At 43.6% G+C, this 15,663-nt stretch carries 9 protein-coding genes; 2 read left to right on the top strand and 7 right to left on the bottom strand.

Annotated elements, in window-relative coordinates; genetic code table 11:
- Both QUA70_RS17145 and QUA70_RS17140 read right to left on the bottom strand, forming a co-directional pair.
- Positions 1–1,029, bottom strand: a 1,029-nt coding sequence (locus QUA70_RS17145; protein ID WP_333410510.1) for a tetratricopeptide repeat protein, incomplete at its 3' end; no start/stop codon positions are given.
- 208 nt (positions 1,030–1,237) lie between these two features.
- On the bottom strand, positions 1,238–1,810 hold the full coding sequence (locus QUA70_RS17140; protein WP_333334616.1) for a Uma2 family endonuclease: 573 nt from the start codon (positions 1,808–1,810) through the stop codon (positions 1,238–1,240).
- A 269-nt stretch (positions 1,811–2,079) separates the two neighbouring features.
- On the opposite strand from QUA70_RS17140, the gene QUA70_RS17135 reads away from it, so the two are divergent.
- Positions 2,080–3,645, top strand: a complete 1,566-nt coding sequence (locus tag QUA70_RS17135; RefSeq protein WP_333334608.1) for an ABC transporter permease subunit — start codon at positions 2,080–2,082, stop codon at positions 3,643–3,645.
- Positions 3,646–3,917: 272 nt separating this feature from the next.
- Positions 3,918–4,754: an SAM-dependent methyltransferase gene (locus QUA70_RS17130; protein ID WP_333334606.1), complete on the top strand. Its 837-nt coding sequence runs from the start codon at positions 3,918–3,920 to the stop codon at positions 4,752–4,754.
- Positions 4,755–4,873: 119 nt separating this feature from the next.
- Here the strand turns inward: QUA70_RS17130 and QUA70_RS17125 are convergent, their stop codons facing one another.
- Genes QUA70_RS17125 through dpdE form a run of 5 tightly spaced genes read right to left on the bottom strand, consistent with a single transcriptional unit; the run spans position 4,874 to position 15,504 of the window.
- Positions 4,874–5,581, bottom strand: coding sequence for a hypothetical protein (locus tag QUA70_RS17125; RefSeq protein WP_333334604.1), 708 nt, complete (start codon positions 5,579–5,581; stop codon positions 4,874–4,876).
- A gap of 5 nt (positions 5,582–5,586) precedes the next feature.
- A complete protein-coding gene (dpdH, locus tag QUA70_RS17120; protein WP_333334602.1) occupies positions 5,587–8,709 on the bottom strand; it encodes a protein DpdH in 3,123 nt (1,040 codons plus the stop codon).
- Positions 8,706–9,593, bottom strand: a complete 888-nt coding sequence (dpdG, locus tag QUA70_RS17115; protein ID WP_333334600.1) for a protein DpdG — start codon at positions 9,591–9,593, stop codon at positions 8,706–8,708. Before dpdG ends, dpdH begins: the two co-directional genes overlap by 4 nt.
- Positions 9,590–12,136 carry a protein DpdF gene (dpdF, locus tag QUA70_RS17110; RefSeq protein ID WP_333334598.1) on the bottom strand — a complete coding sequence of 849 codons (2,547 nt, stop codon included), beginning with the start codon at positions 12,134–12,136 and terminating at the stop codon, positions 9,590–9,592. The genes dpdG and dpdF overlap by 4 nt, the downstream gene beginning before the upstream one ends.
- Positions 12,136–15,504, bottom strand: coding sequence for a protein DpdE (dpdE, locus tag QUA70_RS17105; protein ID WP_333334596.1), 3,369 nt, complete (start codon positions 15,502–15,504; stop codon positions 12,136–12,138). Before dpdE ends, dpdF begins: the two co-directional genes overlap by 1 nt.
- Positions 15,505–15,663: the final 159 nt, after the last annotated feature.

Here is a 15,663-nt window from a genome sequence, read left to right as displayed (position 1 = left end):
TAAAGCAGTAGCATACAGATTAAGCGTTATCGGATCATTAGGTTGAATCTGTAACGATTGGTCAAAAAACTGCCAAGCTTTCTCAATCTGACCATTTGAAGCCAAAGCATTAGCATAGCAACTAAGTGTTACTGCATTATCAGGTTTAATCTGTAACGATTGGTCAAAAAACTGCCAAGCTTTCTCGAACTGACCATTTGAAGCCAAAGCATTAGCATACCGACTAAGGGTTACTGCATCATCAGGTTTAATCTGTAACGAGCGCTCAAAAAACTGCCAAGCTTTCTCGAACTGACCATTTGAAGCCAAAGCATTAGCATACTGACTAAGGGTTACTGCATCATCAGGTTTAATCTGTAGCGAGCGCTCAAAAAACTGCCAAGCTTTCTCGAACTGACCATTTGAAGCCAAAGCATTAGCACACATCCGGACAGTTGTACTATTAGTAGGTTCAATCACTAATAACCTTTCCAATATATCAAATGCTTTTGTATAATTTTCATTTTTAATCAAAACCTCGGCACAAACACTTAAACTAATTTTATTACAGGGAGCAATTTTAAGCGCACTTTCAAGAAGACCAATAGCTTTTTCATATTTTACTTTGGCTTTTTCATATTCTCCTTTCTCTTTTTCATATTCTCCTTCTTTAATCAAAGCTTTTCCATAACCCGTTAGTGTAAAAACATTATAAGGTTCAAGGTGAAGTAAATGTTCATATATTATACTTAGAAGATTCTTAGACCTATTAAACCTATTTGGATCTTGCAGGAATTTACAGTACCTACTCAAAACTTTTTTATCATTAGGATCAATTTGACGTGCTTTTTCAAATGCAATATAGGCTTCTTCCTCTCGATTAACATCTGGTAGAGCTAGAGTTTGACCATATTTGCTCCATACCTTAGCACTTTGAGGAAAATCTCTCAGCATCTGCTCGAAGATAGCGATCGCCTCGTCATACTTCTTTGCTTGTACGAGTTCTTCTGCCTGATTCATTAAGATTTCGAGGCGATCGTCGCTACTCATCGTGTCTGATCTCCGGTAGCAGTGGGCGTAGTTCAATAATGGCGTTGCTGAATAAAGCTAAATGATCAAAGTCATCTCTAGTGTATTATATGAAGATCCCTAGCTGATCACAACCTCAAAACCTAGCTAAATTGCTAAAAACTGGTCATTACAATAGTTTCACATTTTGTTCTCACCAGATGCAGATACCTCATTATACAACCCTCAATCAAACATTCCCTGGTTTGAGCCAGCCAAAAACTTCGCCTAAAGTCAACTGCATTTCCGGCATAAAATTGGGCATCGGAAGTATATCTGTTGGTTCTTGCAAGGAAATAGGCTGCTGCCTTGCGGGATAGGCTAAAATGTTTTTTTCATCGGGATCGAGCAACCAACCCATCTGACAACCGGCATTCAAACAGTGCAAAATATTGTTTGTGACTTTGGTTTGGCTTTGGGCTGGGGACAATATTTCTATTGTCCAGTCTGGGTGCTCGTTAAATGTATTGGCAATTTCGCCGTCAGCGTCTAGGGGAATGCGATTCCAAACAAAAATCGCGACATCGGGGACAATAGAACGTCCGCCAAAGGTGCAGCGAAGTTCTGGTAGGGCTAGGGCAATTTGCGGTTTCTCTGCGATGTCGTTGGTGACTGTTACGAATCTGCCTTGTAGTTTGCTGTGTTTTCCTTGTGGCATAGGTTTTTGGACGATCGCACCTTTGATGTATTCGCTAGCGGGTTTGGTTTCTGGGAGTTGCAAAAACTCGTCGAGGGTGATAGTTTTTTGAGGTGCTTGTACCATATAGCGATCGCCCGTTTGAAGCGTGTTGCGGTAACAGTTCCAGTATATTTGAAGTTTCGTCACTTTTGGTGCAATAATCGAACTCAAAAGACTCTAAAGTGTAGCTAGCCCGATCGGGAGTTTCCAGAGCCAGCGGTCGATCGAGTTGCTTGAGGTGAGGCAGAAGTTGGCACTACCCGCGTCAGTCGCATCTATAACTGCGATACCTAGCATTTTTTCATCTAACTACTGACTGCTGACTAATAACTAATGACTAATGACTTCTTCCTATGTCAAAAAAAATAATTAATGCGATCAAATCGAGCGGTATTTTAGGGGCGATCGCTTCTTTGACTGTTCTGTTATTCGGCGGTTGGAGCGGTACCGTGATCGGCTGGCTGATGGGTACGGCGGCCGGCTTTATGAGTTGTCAGGATCAGAAGGTTTACAGCCCGAAAATGGGTGCGACTATCGGCAGTTTAGCGGGAGTGGGATTGGGAGTTTGGCTGTTAGTTGCGAGTGTGGTAGAAGGGGTTTTGATTAGGCCTTTGTCTGGTCAATCTGCTGTTGCTTTGCCGACGACGCTGCTGTACGGGATTTGCAGTTTGACGATCGCAATTTTGACAGCTACGTTAATGGGTGCTTTGCAGGGTTTGCAGGGAGAACGCCAGCGGCTGGCAACTCTGGTGACATTAGCTTTTATTCTAATTCTGTTTCCCTTTATCGACATTCAGGCTCAGACCGGCTGGATTGCTACTGTAGTACAGATTCAAATCTTTATTATGTTGGCGCTGGGTTTGAATATTACTGTCGGTTTTGCGGGTTTGTTGGATTTGGGATATGCGGCGTTTTTTGCGATCGGCGCTTACACGACGGCTTTGCTATCTTCTGGACAGTTAAATATTGCTTGGAACTTTTGGGTGGTATTGCCTATCGCCGCCGGTGTAGCTGCGATCGCGGGGGTAATCCTCGGTATTCCGACACTGCGGCTTAAGGGCGATTATTTGGCGATCGTTACCCTCGGTTTTGGGGAAATTATCCCGGTTGTGTTTAGGAATTTAACCGCAATTCGCATCGATGAACCAGTCTCGAAGATTGTTGCTGCTGTTTTGGGTAAACCCGAGCTGGTGCTGTGTCTTGTTGGGTGCGATCGACCTTTTAACCTCACCGGCGGCGAAGCGGGAATAAACCCGATCGGGCGTCCATCTCTCCCCATCGTCGGTACTTTCAGCACCGGCAACTACTTTCCCTGGTACTACCTAATTTTGCTACTAGTTGTCTTCGCTTACTTCATGATTTCGCGCCTGCGAGATTCCCGCTTGGGGAGGGCGTGGAATGCCATGCGCGAAGATGAATTAGCGGCTAGTGCGATGGGGATTAACCTGGTCAAAACCAAACTTTCGGCTTTTGCGATGGGAGCGACCTTTTCGGGCTTTGCAGGCGCGTTTTACGCTGCCTATATCAGCGCAATTTTTCCCAGCGTTTTCGATTTCTCGGTGTCGGTAATCATCCTGTGTATGGTGATTTTAGGCGGTTTGGGGAATATGACGGGGGTGATTTTGGGGGCTATCATTATCATGTCTGCCGATCGGCTTTATCTGCCACAATTAGCGCAAGTCCTCAAGGGTTTTCTGAATACTTTTGTACTCCCCAGGATTGCAATTCCCCAGTTGCGAGACTTTCTGGCAACCAGTTTAGACCCGATTCAAATGCGCTTATTTCTATTCGGCCTAACTCTTGTTGTCATGATGCTCGTGCGGCCGGAGGGGCTGATTCCTGATAAGATCCACCAAGCTGAACTGCATTCGGATGCGGAAGCGAGCAATGAGTCTTTAGCAGATGCGAGAAGTCAATAAGTAGGTAAGGACAAAAACCATAGTATTTTGTAGGCTGGTTTAGCTAAGAATCTAGGATGCAACTCACATTTTGCACAATTCTCAAGAACAGGCAAGATGCCTATTCCACAAGAAAATTCACTCTTTGTGGAACAGGCATCTTGCCTGTTCATAAAAACCTTATTTAGAATGGGGCAACATCTCAGATACAAGGGAGTTTAGGGGTGTAAAAACCCCGTCCCCATCTAATGTTTATTTGTAACCAACTACTTAGTAAGGGTGAAAGATTAGCCATGAACAATGTAACTGGTACTGCTTTTATCGTTGCGGAATTTAGAGAAGAAGAGAACGAAGAGGCAATTCCTCTTTACACTGATCATGTAGTAAAAATATGGCTAAATGAGGAAACACAAAAAATAGCTGACCAAATAGCTCACAACTCTCCCGCAGCTAAAGAAATGGTTAAGTTGCGGACTAAATATTTTGATGATGTTTTGTCAAATCAAATTTTAGGAGGTTGCAAGCAAGTAGTTATTTTAGGTTCGGGTTTGGATACTCGCGCTGCTAGAATTAATGGAGCAGGAGTGATTTATTTTGAAATAGAGGACCCCGCGACACTGCAATTAAAAGCAGAAACTCTCAAAGCAAACAAAATTAGTGCAAATGTTCGCTACATTCCCGGCGATTACATAAAAGACGGTTTAATCTCCTTGCTGAAACAGAGTGAATTTGATTTCGCTCGACCGACATATTTTTTGTGGGAAGGCAACACTACTTTGGTTGACAAAAAAGATGTAATATTTGTGTTAGAACAAATTCGCGACAAGGTTCCTAATTTTCGAGTGTCCTTTGATTATATGTCGGAAAAGGTGATTTTGAGAACCACGGGCTACCAAGATATCAATGATTACATAGATAAATACGAAAGTATGTATGCACCGTGGATTACTGGGTTTGAAAAGATTGCAACTTTGGCTGACCAACTCAATCTCAAAGTTATTGAAAACTTTTCGACTGCCGGTTTACACGCACAATATCGCCCTGGCCGTTCGCTAGAATCTAATCTTTTTAAGTTCTATTTTGTTTGTACTTTAGAAAATGCAGTAGGGTGCGTCAGTCAAGAGATTTGACTCAACTCACACAATTTGCTGCTGACGCACCGCAGAGTACAGACGATCGCACTTTGTCTGTACGCTATAAAATGCAGGAGGGTGCGTCAGTGATGTCTTAAACAATCGCAAACCATTTATTAGGTCAAGCGAATTCGTAAAGAATCAATAAGACCATATTTAGCCAACCAATCTTTTACCTCTGGCGTTAAAAGTCCCAGGGTAGCACCCTCATTAGCAGCTACTCTCAGAAAACAGAGCACTGCTTCAGGAACCTCATCAGCATTTAAGCCATCCCAGCACTGCTTTAATTGCTCAATTAGCCGATCGACTTTATCAAAATCCTCACTGCTTTGGGGAATTGAGTTAGACTCCCGAATTTGCCCATCTAAATTTCTAATTCGTTGGATAGTTGGCTTAAAGGCCGAAACTTTATCCAGCACATTCAGGATTTCATTATTCGTGGTCGGCATCTTTTGAATTCGGTACAGCCACCAAGCTTGACTCAATTGCTCTCTCAGAGCTTTTTGTAAGTCCTTTACCCTAGAGTCAAAATTATTTCTGTTGAAATTTTCATTGTCTATAATCCACTCAGGATCTTCCTGAAATTTTGCTTCAACATTAGCAATAAATTTCAGCAGACTGTCAGCCTTTTGATTTAAATCAAAATTGGCAATTTCTCTTTCGCGAAAAGCCCTCAAAGATTGCACAAAAAGTAGAGTTCCAGTGACAGCTTGCTCGATCTGTTTTTGTCGAGATTGAAACCCTTGATAATTCTCTGCATACTTCCGAAGATTAATTGTCTTTTGAGACAACTCACTCAATTGATAGGATTTTTCTAGAAGCATATTGTCTATCCTTTAACCTCAGTAATTAGATTCCGCAGTTTAGCCAATCCATCTTGAATAGCTCTATGGCTCGATTCTACTGTTCCACCGCCTGACACTTCTAACTCCTCAATCCGGTTATTGACCTCGGTTAGAGAAGCATCAAGAAAATTATTGGTACTATTGAGAAATTCGGCAGATTCTGTCATTGCTTTTTGATGATTTTCGCTGAGATACTTCAGCAGCTTCCCAGGTTGAATGTGTGGACTATCTTTTTCAATTTGCAAGCGTTTCATGGTATCTACATAGCTAGAAAGCCCGATCGCCTTAAACTGTTTCAAGACAGATGTTAGGTCATCGAAACTCTTCCTTCCCCGAAATACAGCAGCGTCGCTTGCTCGCTCCATTGCCTGTTTTACAACATCAGAAACATCCTTTTTATTGATACCTTCTCCTAGTTCAGATACTAAAGAATAATAAACAGCGAGTTGCCGATCGCACTCTTCTTGAATCGCTTTTTCTAGCATTTCATCCACCGCTTGACGCGCTTTATCAATTTCCGAGAACTTCTCCCGAACATCAGCCGGAATTTCAGATTGAGGCTGCCAAGATTTGCTAACCTGCTTCAAAGGTTCCAAAATTTGAACAGTATCAATAATTTGAAATTGTGTAGAACTTCCTTTCGTGCAAGCGGTTCGACTCCTAACAATGTCTAGTAAAGCGTCGCGGTGTTTTTGTAAAGTACCAAATAGCTTTTTCCAAGTAGCTGAACGATTTTCTAAATCTTTGGGATCTAGTTTGAGAAACAAAGCATTGATCGAATGTTCAATCGAATGTTCAGTAGAATTGGTAGAATGTCCTGCCATTGTGGCGGCGATCGCCAGTAGTTCAACTGCCGCAGGGACAGGGTTCCAGGGTTCCCCAGACTCGCGGGGATACAGGCGAATTTGCTCTAAAACATATTGACTCCATTTTTCCAGTTGTTTAGCGTAGGTGCGAAAGTAGCGAGATCCATCGGGGAACTTCCAATGCTTGTAATGGTTGTATTGCAAAATACCTTGAAAGGCGATCGCCGTTTCCCGAAACTCATCTGCATCGTCAGGATTCAGAGGAAGAGATAGTTTAACTCCAGAAATCGTCTCCCTCGTCACTTTTCGACTATAAAAAGTAATATTTCTGCTTTTAAAATATGTCGTCCCACTACTAGCAAAAACCCCCTTAAGCAGCATTTCTGTATCCCATTCGATCCGCTCGCCGATAGCTGAGTAAATCAACGGCCGCAGTTCCCCAGCGATATCTTGCGGGAAACTTTCTTGAGTGTTGTTCCACCTATCAAGAAATTCTTTTTGCCTAGTCAGCTTGTCGGCAACTTGTCCGGCTGCTGCCAGATTTTTTTTAGTTTGAGATTGTGACTCAACTTGATACTTACTAACAGAAGACCTAGACTCTTTAGCACCCGAAATAGATGATGATTTTTTTGTAGGCTGAACCTTCACGCCCAGCGCCGGAATATCAAATGCAGAGTGAACTTCTGGGTGCAAATCACAAAACTCGTTACTATCCGTCCACAAATCTAGGAGAATCTGGCGGCGATCGCCATTTTCTGGATCTTTCGCTTGAATATCTCCCTGAACCATTGCACTCAGCCGCATCTTACCAAAGTGTTCTCGCACAGAAATAGTAGGAAACTCTCCGCCCTCGATATCAGCAGCAGAATTTTCTAGCGTCCACTTAAGAACATCTTTAATCAAAATCCGAGGGTTAAAATTGCCGGGATTTACTCTAGAAAGCATTTGTTCTAATGCTTCCGGAGTGAAAGGATACAAACCAAAACCGTCTGCTTCTGCAAAACCCGCATGACAAGCTAGTTTGTGTTCGCATTCATTGCAAGCACTAGGTAGAGATTCTCGATCCGAATCTGCGCGATTGCGAGAGTCAGCCCACCAATTTTGAATTGTTTTATCCTCCAAACGCACCGCGTTGAGATATCGACCCACAAATTGTTTGATATCTGCATAATTCACTAAAGATTGTTCGCCAACTGTGCCAAGGTCAAGATTAACGCTAAAAGTAATCCGCTGTTTTACAGTATCTAACCTCAGACTGTCAAAATAGCCCGTAGTACAAGCTAGCGCCGTTCGGATCGCGCACAAATGTTTGCCACCCGCTTGTTGAGGTCGCGCTAACACAGCTTCTAAAACTTCGCGATCGATGCCTTGCAATTTAGCAAAATCTTCAATCAGCAAAACTAACTCTATTCCTTGTTGGGCTAAAGTTTCGCGAACTTCCCCCATCAATCTTTGTAAATCTTCCCGCCCCAAGCTCAAAACCTGAGCTATGGCTTCATCTAAATGTCGGTTCAACCAATCTACAGTTGCCCTTTGAATATCCTCATCGCCGATGAGTAAGCTATAAAATTCCCGCGCAGACTGCCCAGCTTTTTGCAAGTTTAAAACATTGAGAGGCAAGTCATTTAGCGAAAAATGCCTCCGTTCTTCCACAACTTCTACCGTATCTCGCTGTCCGAGAATGTGGATAACTAATTGATGGATAATACCCCCATCCTTTAGCCAGTATTCTTTTCGGAAAAATGGATCGTATAGGAAAGAATCAACAGCACCAACTAGGTAATCTTCCACGTCCGACAGTTTTGTGCGATCGCCCCGACCATTTGGGCCAACAGCAGCCGCAAGCTGATTCAGAAGTTGTTCCCGCGCTTGGGCTTCTGTCAAGCTGCTAGTGGCTCGATTTAAACGCTGTCGGTATTCATCAAAAGTTGATCCTGCCATCCCTTCTAATATTAAACTGAGAATATCTTTGAGATTCGTTCCAATTTTGGGTATGAGCAAAACTCGGCGCTTTTGGGTCGATTTAATATTCGCAGCTAGCCAGCGAATCAGGTGAGATTTTCCCGTCCCAGAACTGCCTAAAACTGGCACGAAAGCGAAATCTTTTTCAGCGAGAAAGTCTTTCAGAAATTGTTCCTCACTGTAGGGAACTCGCGACGGTGCATCGATAAGTTCCTGGCGGTACATGGCGATCGGATGGTGAGTTGCCAGAAATATACTATCTGGAGTTTGCGTAGCCTCCACACCCATTACGCGGCGAACGCGATCGACATCCCAGCAAACAAATTTTGTAAATGTCATAGTTCTACTTCCGTCCGAATAATATGAGAAAATCCTTCTTCATTTCCTACCCCGGTAAAGATGAATAAATCGGCATCCGACTCTTTTACAAGCTTGATGCAACCATCATCCTGAAGGCGAAATAAAGCAAAAGCCGTGCTAGTTGATAAGTGATTTGGTAAGCGAAAACCAATCTTTTCTTCTACCTGTTCTCGAAATTTTCCAGTTTCAAACAGAGGACATTTTTTAGCTAGGCGATCGAGAAAATCTCGGATTGAAATTTTAGCTTTTGCTTGTCCTTGAAATAAATTATTTAAATTTCTTCTGAGATAAGCAGTTGGCTCAGCCACAACAAGTTTTTTGTTGGAATTTGAAGCATGACCCCAAGCAAACCCTAAATAACACATCCAGTCCTCGACTTGACCAAACAAACTATTGCTGGATATTTTCAAATCTAAAGACTCAGCAACTCCCTGCTCTGCGACACGCTGTTCTACTTCTTGCCATGTACCGGGAGCATCATAAATATCCTGTGCTAAATACCATGCTATTAACCGACCTAAATCTTCTTCATCTTCGTTATCAGAAGCAAACAATAGCTGTACCAGCGTATCGGGTAACAATTTATCACCCATTTTAGGATGTCGAGATGCTTCGGGAAGCTCAAAATTTATAGCAATATCATCATTTTCTGCGATTAATAAGCGACATTTTATGCTTTCTCGCAGTGCAGCATCAAACATCGGATGTTCGGCACTTTTGTTTCTCCCTTCTGACAATTCATGTGGAGAAAGCAGCCGAGTGAGTTTTTCCTTGTTTTCGCGCTGTTTGGGTGCTTCAAGTAAATATCTAAATATTCCTCGCATTCTGCTAGGAGTAGCCAAAGCAGTTTTTAAGACGCTCATAAATTAACCTCCCTACAAAAGTGGTCAAACATAAAAAGTTTCCCAGGAAAAATATCAATCAGCTTGCGGTCATCGCGGCTCGGATCGGGTGTATCGACAGGAAGCACGATAATCAGCGGAGCTTGAGAAGTTCTGTTGAGTGACAGATAGTTGTGAGGGATAGCCTTTCGGGGCGGATGAAAGATAAGGGTGGGAATGGGCGGCATCAGCAGAGGCTCGTATTTTTGAAACAAAAATATACAAGCATCAGCTATCCGATTTGTTTCTTCAATCAATATACTCTGAAATTCATCAGAAACCACCAGATTATTAATTCTCTGCTCGATTAGCCAGTGAAAAAGTTTAGGGCTTTTGAGTTTCCAGCTTTGAGTTTCAAGAGACTCATAGAAAATTAGCATTAATTTATTTCCTCCTAGCAATCGTTTTAGTTCTTCACCTACAAAAAAATTCGGTTTTTGCCATACAGGTAATGGCGCGGGCATAATTCCCGAAAACTCTGGTTCCCTGTTTTTTCTGCAAACAGGACATCCACAGCAAGTGGGAGAAACTTTGACCAGTTTTCTCGGTTCTGGCACTACACGGGCGGGAATAGTGTAAGCTTCAGCAAAGATTTCGGAAATACAGCGTTTCGGCCGCAAAACCTCGCGCATCAATTGCAGGTTTTTATAGCTCCAGTTTTGGCGTTGTTGGCGAATTGGCTCTACTTTATGTTCCCAAGTTTGACGATTCAGATGCGATTCATCTCGGATGCGGATGAACCGGGACTCTCTGTGCAGTTCCCAAGCTTCGTTATAAGCTGCTTCCGATTTAAAATTTCTTCTTCGCGGCGGTTCCTCGGCATCAATATCGATTAAACCCGATCGACTCATCAGCGTTAAAGTGCGGATGTTCCAAGCCTGATTCTGTTGGCTGTTCATGTCAATGTCTCCTGGTTGTAAGGATGGAGGAATATTGACGGGAACGCGAAACCGCCCATCGGGAAGAATTTCTTTCCTCAAAAACATACTTTTCCACCGCTGAAAACCCCGATCGATCGTTATGGCAGATTTGTCATTAAGCGATTTGGCAATCTCTAAGTCTTCATTGGTATGTAAGGTGAGCGAGATTGCTGCTTTGCCGTCTCGACCCCCTCGACCCACTTCTTGATAAAAGCGATCAATAGTTTCTGGGATGCAGACATGAAGCACGGCTCGAATATCTGACTGATCCACACCCAATCCAAAAGCAGAAGTAGCAACAACTATATCAACTCGTCTCTCGCGCAAATTTTCAATCAGTTGAGAGCGTTCTTCTGGGCTGGATTCCCCGGTCATAATCGCACACCGTTTGAATCCAGCAAACAATAAATCCTGTTGCCATCGCCGGACATCTTCGCGTTTGGTGGCGTAAACAATCAGAGGGCGGGGAAGATGATAAACCGCTTCAATTAATCGCTGTTTCCTGATTTCTTCACTTTGACACCAAGCAAACCAATAAGACGGTTCCGGTCGCAACTGTACGGCAGATATCACTTGAAACGGGCCGGGTTTCCCGAATAAAATTTCTAGGGTATCTAAACAGGATTCTGTTAAGGTTGCAGTCAGCAATAAAGTTGTAAAAGAAGTTAAGCGCAGCAAATCTCTTCGCAAACCTGGGAGTTCTTGAAAAGCGGGGCGGAATTCATCGCCCCACTGTTCGACGATATGCGCTTCATCTATTACGAAATACCGCAGCATTTCTGATTTTGCGGCTTCGTAAAGAGCAGGTGCGAGAGAATTCATCAAGCTTTCGGGTGATGTGAAAACGATTCGCTGAGTGCCGTTGCGAATGCGATCGCGAATTTCCTGCCGTCTCTCTTGTCCTTGCCCCAACTCGTCGCCATAATAGGCAGTGGCATGGTTCACAAAAGGTTTTAAAGCTCGTTCCTGGTCAATGGCTAGTGCTGTAGTTGGTACTACAACAACTGTTACACCAGCATTTTTCGATCGCACCAGCGCCGGCAGTTGAGCGCAAAGGCTTTTCCCCGATCCAGTAGGCAGGTTAATGGCGAGTGTCGAATTGTCAGGAGCCGTCAAAACAGCCCGAATTGCTTCACGTTGCCCTACACTCCGATACTTCTGCCAATTCACCAATTCCAGAAACGGATCTCCCTCTACTGGCTCGTAATTGCGGCGTTTTTTATCATCAAATACGGGTTTTTCAGGGGGATATTGTGCGGAAAAATCTAGCCAATCAGGCTGCCAAGGATGAGCGCTAATCAGATAGTAATCCGCACCTTCGATCAAAATATCGATCCCGCTTTGTTGCCACATTTCGCGATCTGGAAAAAGAGAAGTCCGAGGTACTTTCAAAGTTGGGGGTATCCCACCCTTTTGCTCGTATTCTCGCCGCAGAACCTGACGGATCAGAGCCGCAATATCTCCCATTCCCGGCGCATAAGAAGTTCCCGCAGCATCCAAAGTTTCCAGCAAGCGCCTGTAACCGACTTCTGAAAATTGACTTGTATCGGCAGGAATCTTACCTGTTTGGATAATTTCTCTGAGCTTTTGAAAAGAATCAGCCATCACTCATCTCCCCCTTCCTGAGATTCAACCGGAGGTCGCCCAGAAACTACAATGAATCCTACAGAATCAAGCTTGATTCGCGGATGGCGAATTCCTTCTAAAATAGCTTGACTTAACGCAGTTTCTATGTTGACTTCTTTTGCTAGTAAAGAGTGCGAAGTTTGTTCGCTTTCAGCCATTCGGTTGAGGCGCAGCCACAGTTGGTCTAGTCTATTGCCTAGTTTCTGGTCGGCGATTCGGGCGCGCTGTTCGCAGAGCGAGATGAAAAAAGTGCGATCGCGCAAGAGTATTTCCGAATTCTCACGCGCCTGACTGCACAAATCAGGCCACTTACTCTCATCAACAAACTCATTGAGAACCGATAATCGACTTTTTGCTAAATTATAATCTCGGCAGGGATGAGAACTTTTACCCTTGTACGAACCTTGCAGAATCTTCAAAACAGCTTCATCTTCAACAATGCTCATTGGTTCGTAGCGAGCATCAATAAAAATTGTCTCTAGGATTGGAGGAAATAACGCATCAGCGCGCCGTTTCACAGATACAAATCTACTTCGCTCCAGCTCAAAATCTGTTGAAACTTGCTGGGCTAATTCCAAATCAGCCTCGACTACATAATTAAAGCGAAAACCGAACCATTCCATCCCTTCCCCAGCATCCCAAGAGCGATCGCATCGCCATAGAGCAAATGCTTGACCCCTGTCATCCCAATGGATATAAGATGCTAGTGCTTCCACAAATCCTTCCCCAATACGGTAGAGGTTGACACCAGGATATTGAGTTGATATTCTCCGGTTATAAGTACCAGAGGGTTGTGCATAAGCAGCAAAGCGAGTTTGCAGATCGTGGATGGGAATTAGAGTGCGCTTAGTAGGTTGATAACGCCCTACTTTTTCTAAATTCGGATCGTCAATTTGTTTGAAGTGCAGTGCTTGACATATCCAGTCTTCTGTTGCTCGTTTAATTTCCTGATGGCGAGCATCATAATCATCTAAATATTGAAAATATTGGGTAGCGTTTTCATCCTGGGCATCTATTTCATCTAAAGCGTTTTGTTCGCTAATTTTTACCTGTTCTTCAGCAATTTCTTGTTGGATAGTCCCTATCATTTCCAATAGTCCACTAGCACCAGATTGAAACATAGTGGTTAGCAGTCCTGGTAGTTTTTCATCTACATAAAACTGGAGACTGGCAATTGATTGATGAAAGATGCCGAAACCGTCTTTTAATAATTGATACCAAGCATCGTGAGGGCTATCCTCTAAGTCTGAGCCTGCGAATACTGTAAATTGAACATTTAAAGGGCGACCAATGCGATCGATCCTACCAATCCTTTGTTCTAAACGATTTGGCGACCAGGGAAGATCGAAATGAATCATCCAATCAACAAATTGAAAGTTCCGACCTTCTTCAGCAGAGGAATCGCAAACAAGGATAAAACAATTTCGGTCATTTTTGAACTGGTTGAGGCTTTTCTCAACATGAGAACGAGACAGTCCTAATTGATGGCTAGCTACAGATGCCTGACCAAAGGTATCTGATAAGCACCGGAAAATTTCAGCGCCTGTTTGGGCAAAACTGGTGAAAATGACAATTTTAGGTAGGGGAGTTCCCGATATCGGTCGGCGAATTCGCTGTTGCACCTGTTCAAGTAATTTATGAAGGTTGCTGTGATAAGATTGAAGTTTAAAAGTCTCTGAAAGATGATACAGTATCACTATCTTTAGTAATTCGAGGCGAGATCCTTCTTCTGAAGGTTGCTGAATAATTCTTAGTAAAGATTGCAAAATCTGTTCTTCCCCAGAAAATTTAGGGGTTTCTGTCAGAATGCGGATATTATCAGCACCAAATTCTTGAATCAAGGCAGAATGGGAGATGCCGCTTAAACGGGTTTCGAGCACTTGCGCTAAAATCCCTAACCAAGTCCCGCTAGCACAGAATAAAAGTAGAAAAATTTGCTGATATAGTTGTTGGTTAGGAGCGACTGTGCGCCATTCATCAATTAGTTCGTGAATTTGGGGCGATCGCTCATCTAAGTCATACTCTACTTTTGGTGTCACATTTCGGGCAAAAATTACATCTTCCACCGCAGCGCGACGGTTGCGGAGCATTCGACGGTGTAACCGATAGGTGTCGCTGATGTGGGTGCGAATCGATCGCACAATTCGATCTCGATCGGCGGGGAGTGTTTCTGGAGAAACCAAACAATTTTGTAATTCCTCTACGAGATTTAGCAGATATTTATCTTCAGGAAAAAGGTTTCGCAGTTGGTTGAGGTTAGTTTTAAGCACAAACGGATTTGCTTTCTCTTTAAATGAGAGTAAAACTCGACCAATTTGTTGGCGGTTTTTCACCCTCGCACGAAAACCTTCTAAATCATCAAGTTGGTAGGTGCTCGGATCGAGTAGGTGCAGCATCGCCAGGAAATCTTGCTCGTGATTGAGAACTGGAGTTGCAGATAATAGAAGTAGGTGATCGCTTTTATGAGCAAGGTGTTTGCAAGTCTGGAAACGCCTGCGCTTTATCGAATCTGAAGAGGTCGCCATTGCTGCAATATGATGTGCTTCATCTAAAATCAGGAAGCCCAAATCGGCATTCGGGCTGACTCGATCGACATCCTCTACTGCAAGTACCTGGACACGATTGTCCAAGTCAGAGAGATAGAATTTATTTTCTAATTCTTGAAGCCACTGTTCCCGCAGGTATTGCGGTACTAGCACCACTGCACGTCCCTGCGGTTCATCGAGGAGATACTGGCGAAGAATAGCACCTGCTTCGATCGTCTTTCCCAGTCCAACTTCATCAGCTAAGAGGTAACGTTGAATGGGGTCTTCGAGTACGCGGCGGACAACTTCAACTTGATGAGGATAAAGGTCAATATTGGCAGAAATCAGCCCCGTCATCCCGCGACTGACAGCGCGTTGTTCGATGAGACACTGGACAAAAGCTAAACGTCGATCGTGAAAGTACGGCGTTTCCTGACCTTTCATCGCTAGAGTTTCTATGGGGTCATCGATGGGTAGGTTGCAACGAACGTAAATTTCCTGTTCAGCAACTAATGCTATCTTTTTATCGGGTAGGTCGATTCGATACTGACCTTTGTCTTCATCCCAGTCAAAAATTCTGCCAATTATCCATGTATCCTGGCTTTCGGGCTGGATGTAGCATCGTGTCTGAGGCGGGAGTTGAACTCTATAAAGCGAAGTTAAGGGTAAGGTTTTTTCAAGGCGTTGCCCAATTGAGCAGAAGTATTCAACCCTTGCTGTAGAGTAGGATAGCTCGGTAACTTTTCCGATTCCTAAGTCGTTGTTTGGCGATTTTTCTGCGGAGACAGTTCGCGATCGCACCAGCAAACCAAGCTTCATCATAGTTTCGGCCTCTACATTCCCTCTTACTAGAGTAGCCGATCCCCATGAAAAACTAGCAGTGTAATTTAATTTTCTACCCTTTTTGTCCTTACACTCAAAGGGAAACCTTAAACCGAAACGCAGTCATGAAGCTTAGCCCAAGACTTTCTGTAACGCATT

The organism is Microcoleus sp. LAD1_D5 (genome assembly GCF_036702115.1).
In the GTDB taxonomy this organism is placed as follows: domain Bacteria; phylum Cyanobacteriota; class Cyanobacteriia; order Cyanobacteriales; family Microcoleaceae; genus Microcoleus.
Note: the sequence above shows the minus strand (reverse complement) of the source record. Positions and strands in the feature narration are given on the sequence as shown.

Coding starts and splice junctions, on each gene's coding strand:
- QUA70_RS17130 (WP_333334606.1), top strand. CDS start 3,918: ATGAACAATGTAACTGGTACTGCTTTTATCGTTGCGGAATTTAGAGAA.
- dpdE (WP_333334596.1), bottom strand. CDS start 15,504: ATGATGAAGCTTGGTTTGCTGGTGCGATCGCGAACTGTCTCCGCAGAA.
- QUA70_RS17125 (WP_333334604.1), bottom strand. CDS start 5,581: ATGCTTCTAGAAAAATCCTATCAATTGAGTGAGTTGTCTCAAAAGACA.
- dpdG (WP_333334600.1), bottom strand. CDS start 9,593: ATGAGCGTCTTAAAAACTGCTTTGGCTACTCCTAGCAGAATGCGAGGA.
- QUA70_RS17135 (WP_333334608.1), top strand. CDS start 2,080: ATGTCAAAAAAAATAATTAATGCGATCAAATCGAGCGGTATTTTAGGG.
- QUA70_RS17140 (WP_333334616.1), bottom strand. CDS start 1,810: ATGGTACAAGCACCTCAAAAAACTATCACCCTCGACGAGTTTTTGCAA.
- dpdF (WP_333334598.1), bottom strand. CDS start 12,136: ATGGCTGATTCTTTTCAAAAGCTCAGAGAAATTATCCAAACAGGTAAG.
- dpdH (WP_333334602.1), bottom strand. CDS start 8,709: ATGACATTTACAAAATTTGTTTGCTGGGATGTCGATCGCGTTCGCCGC.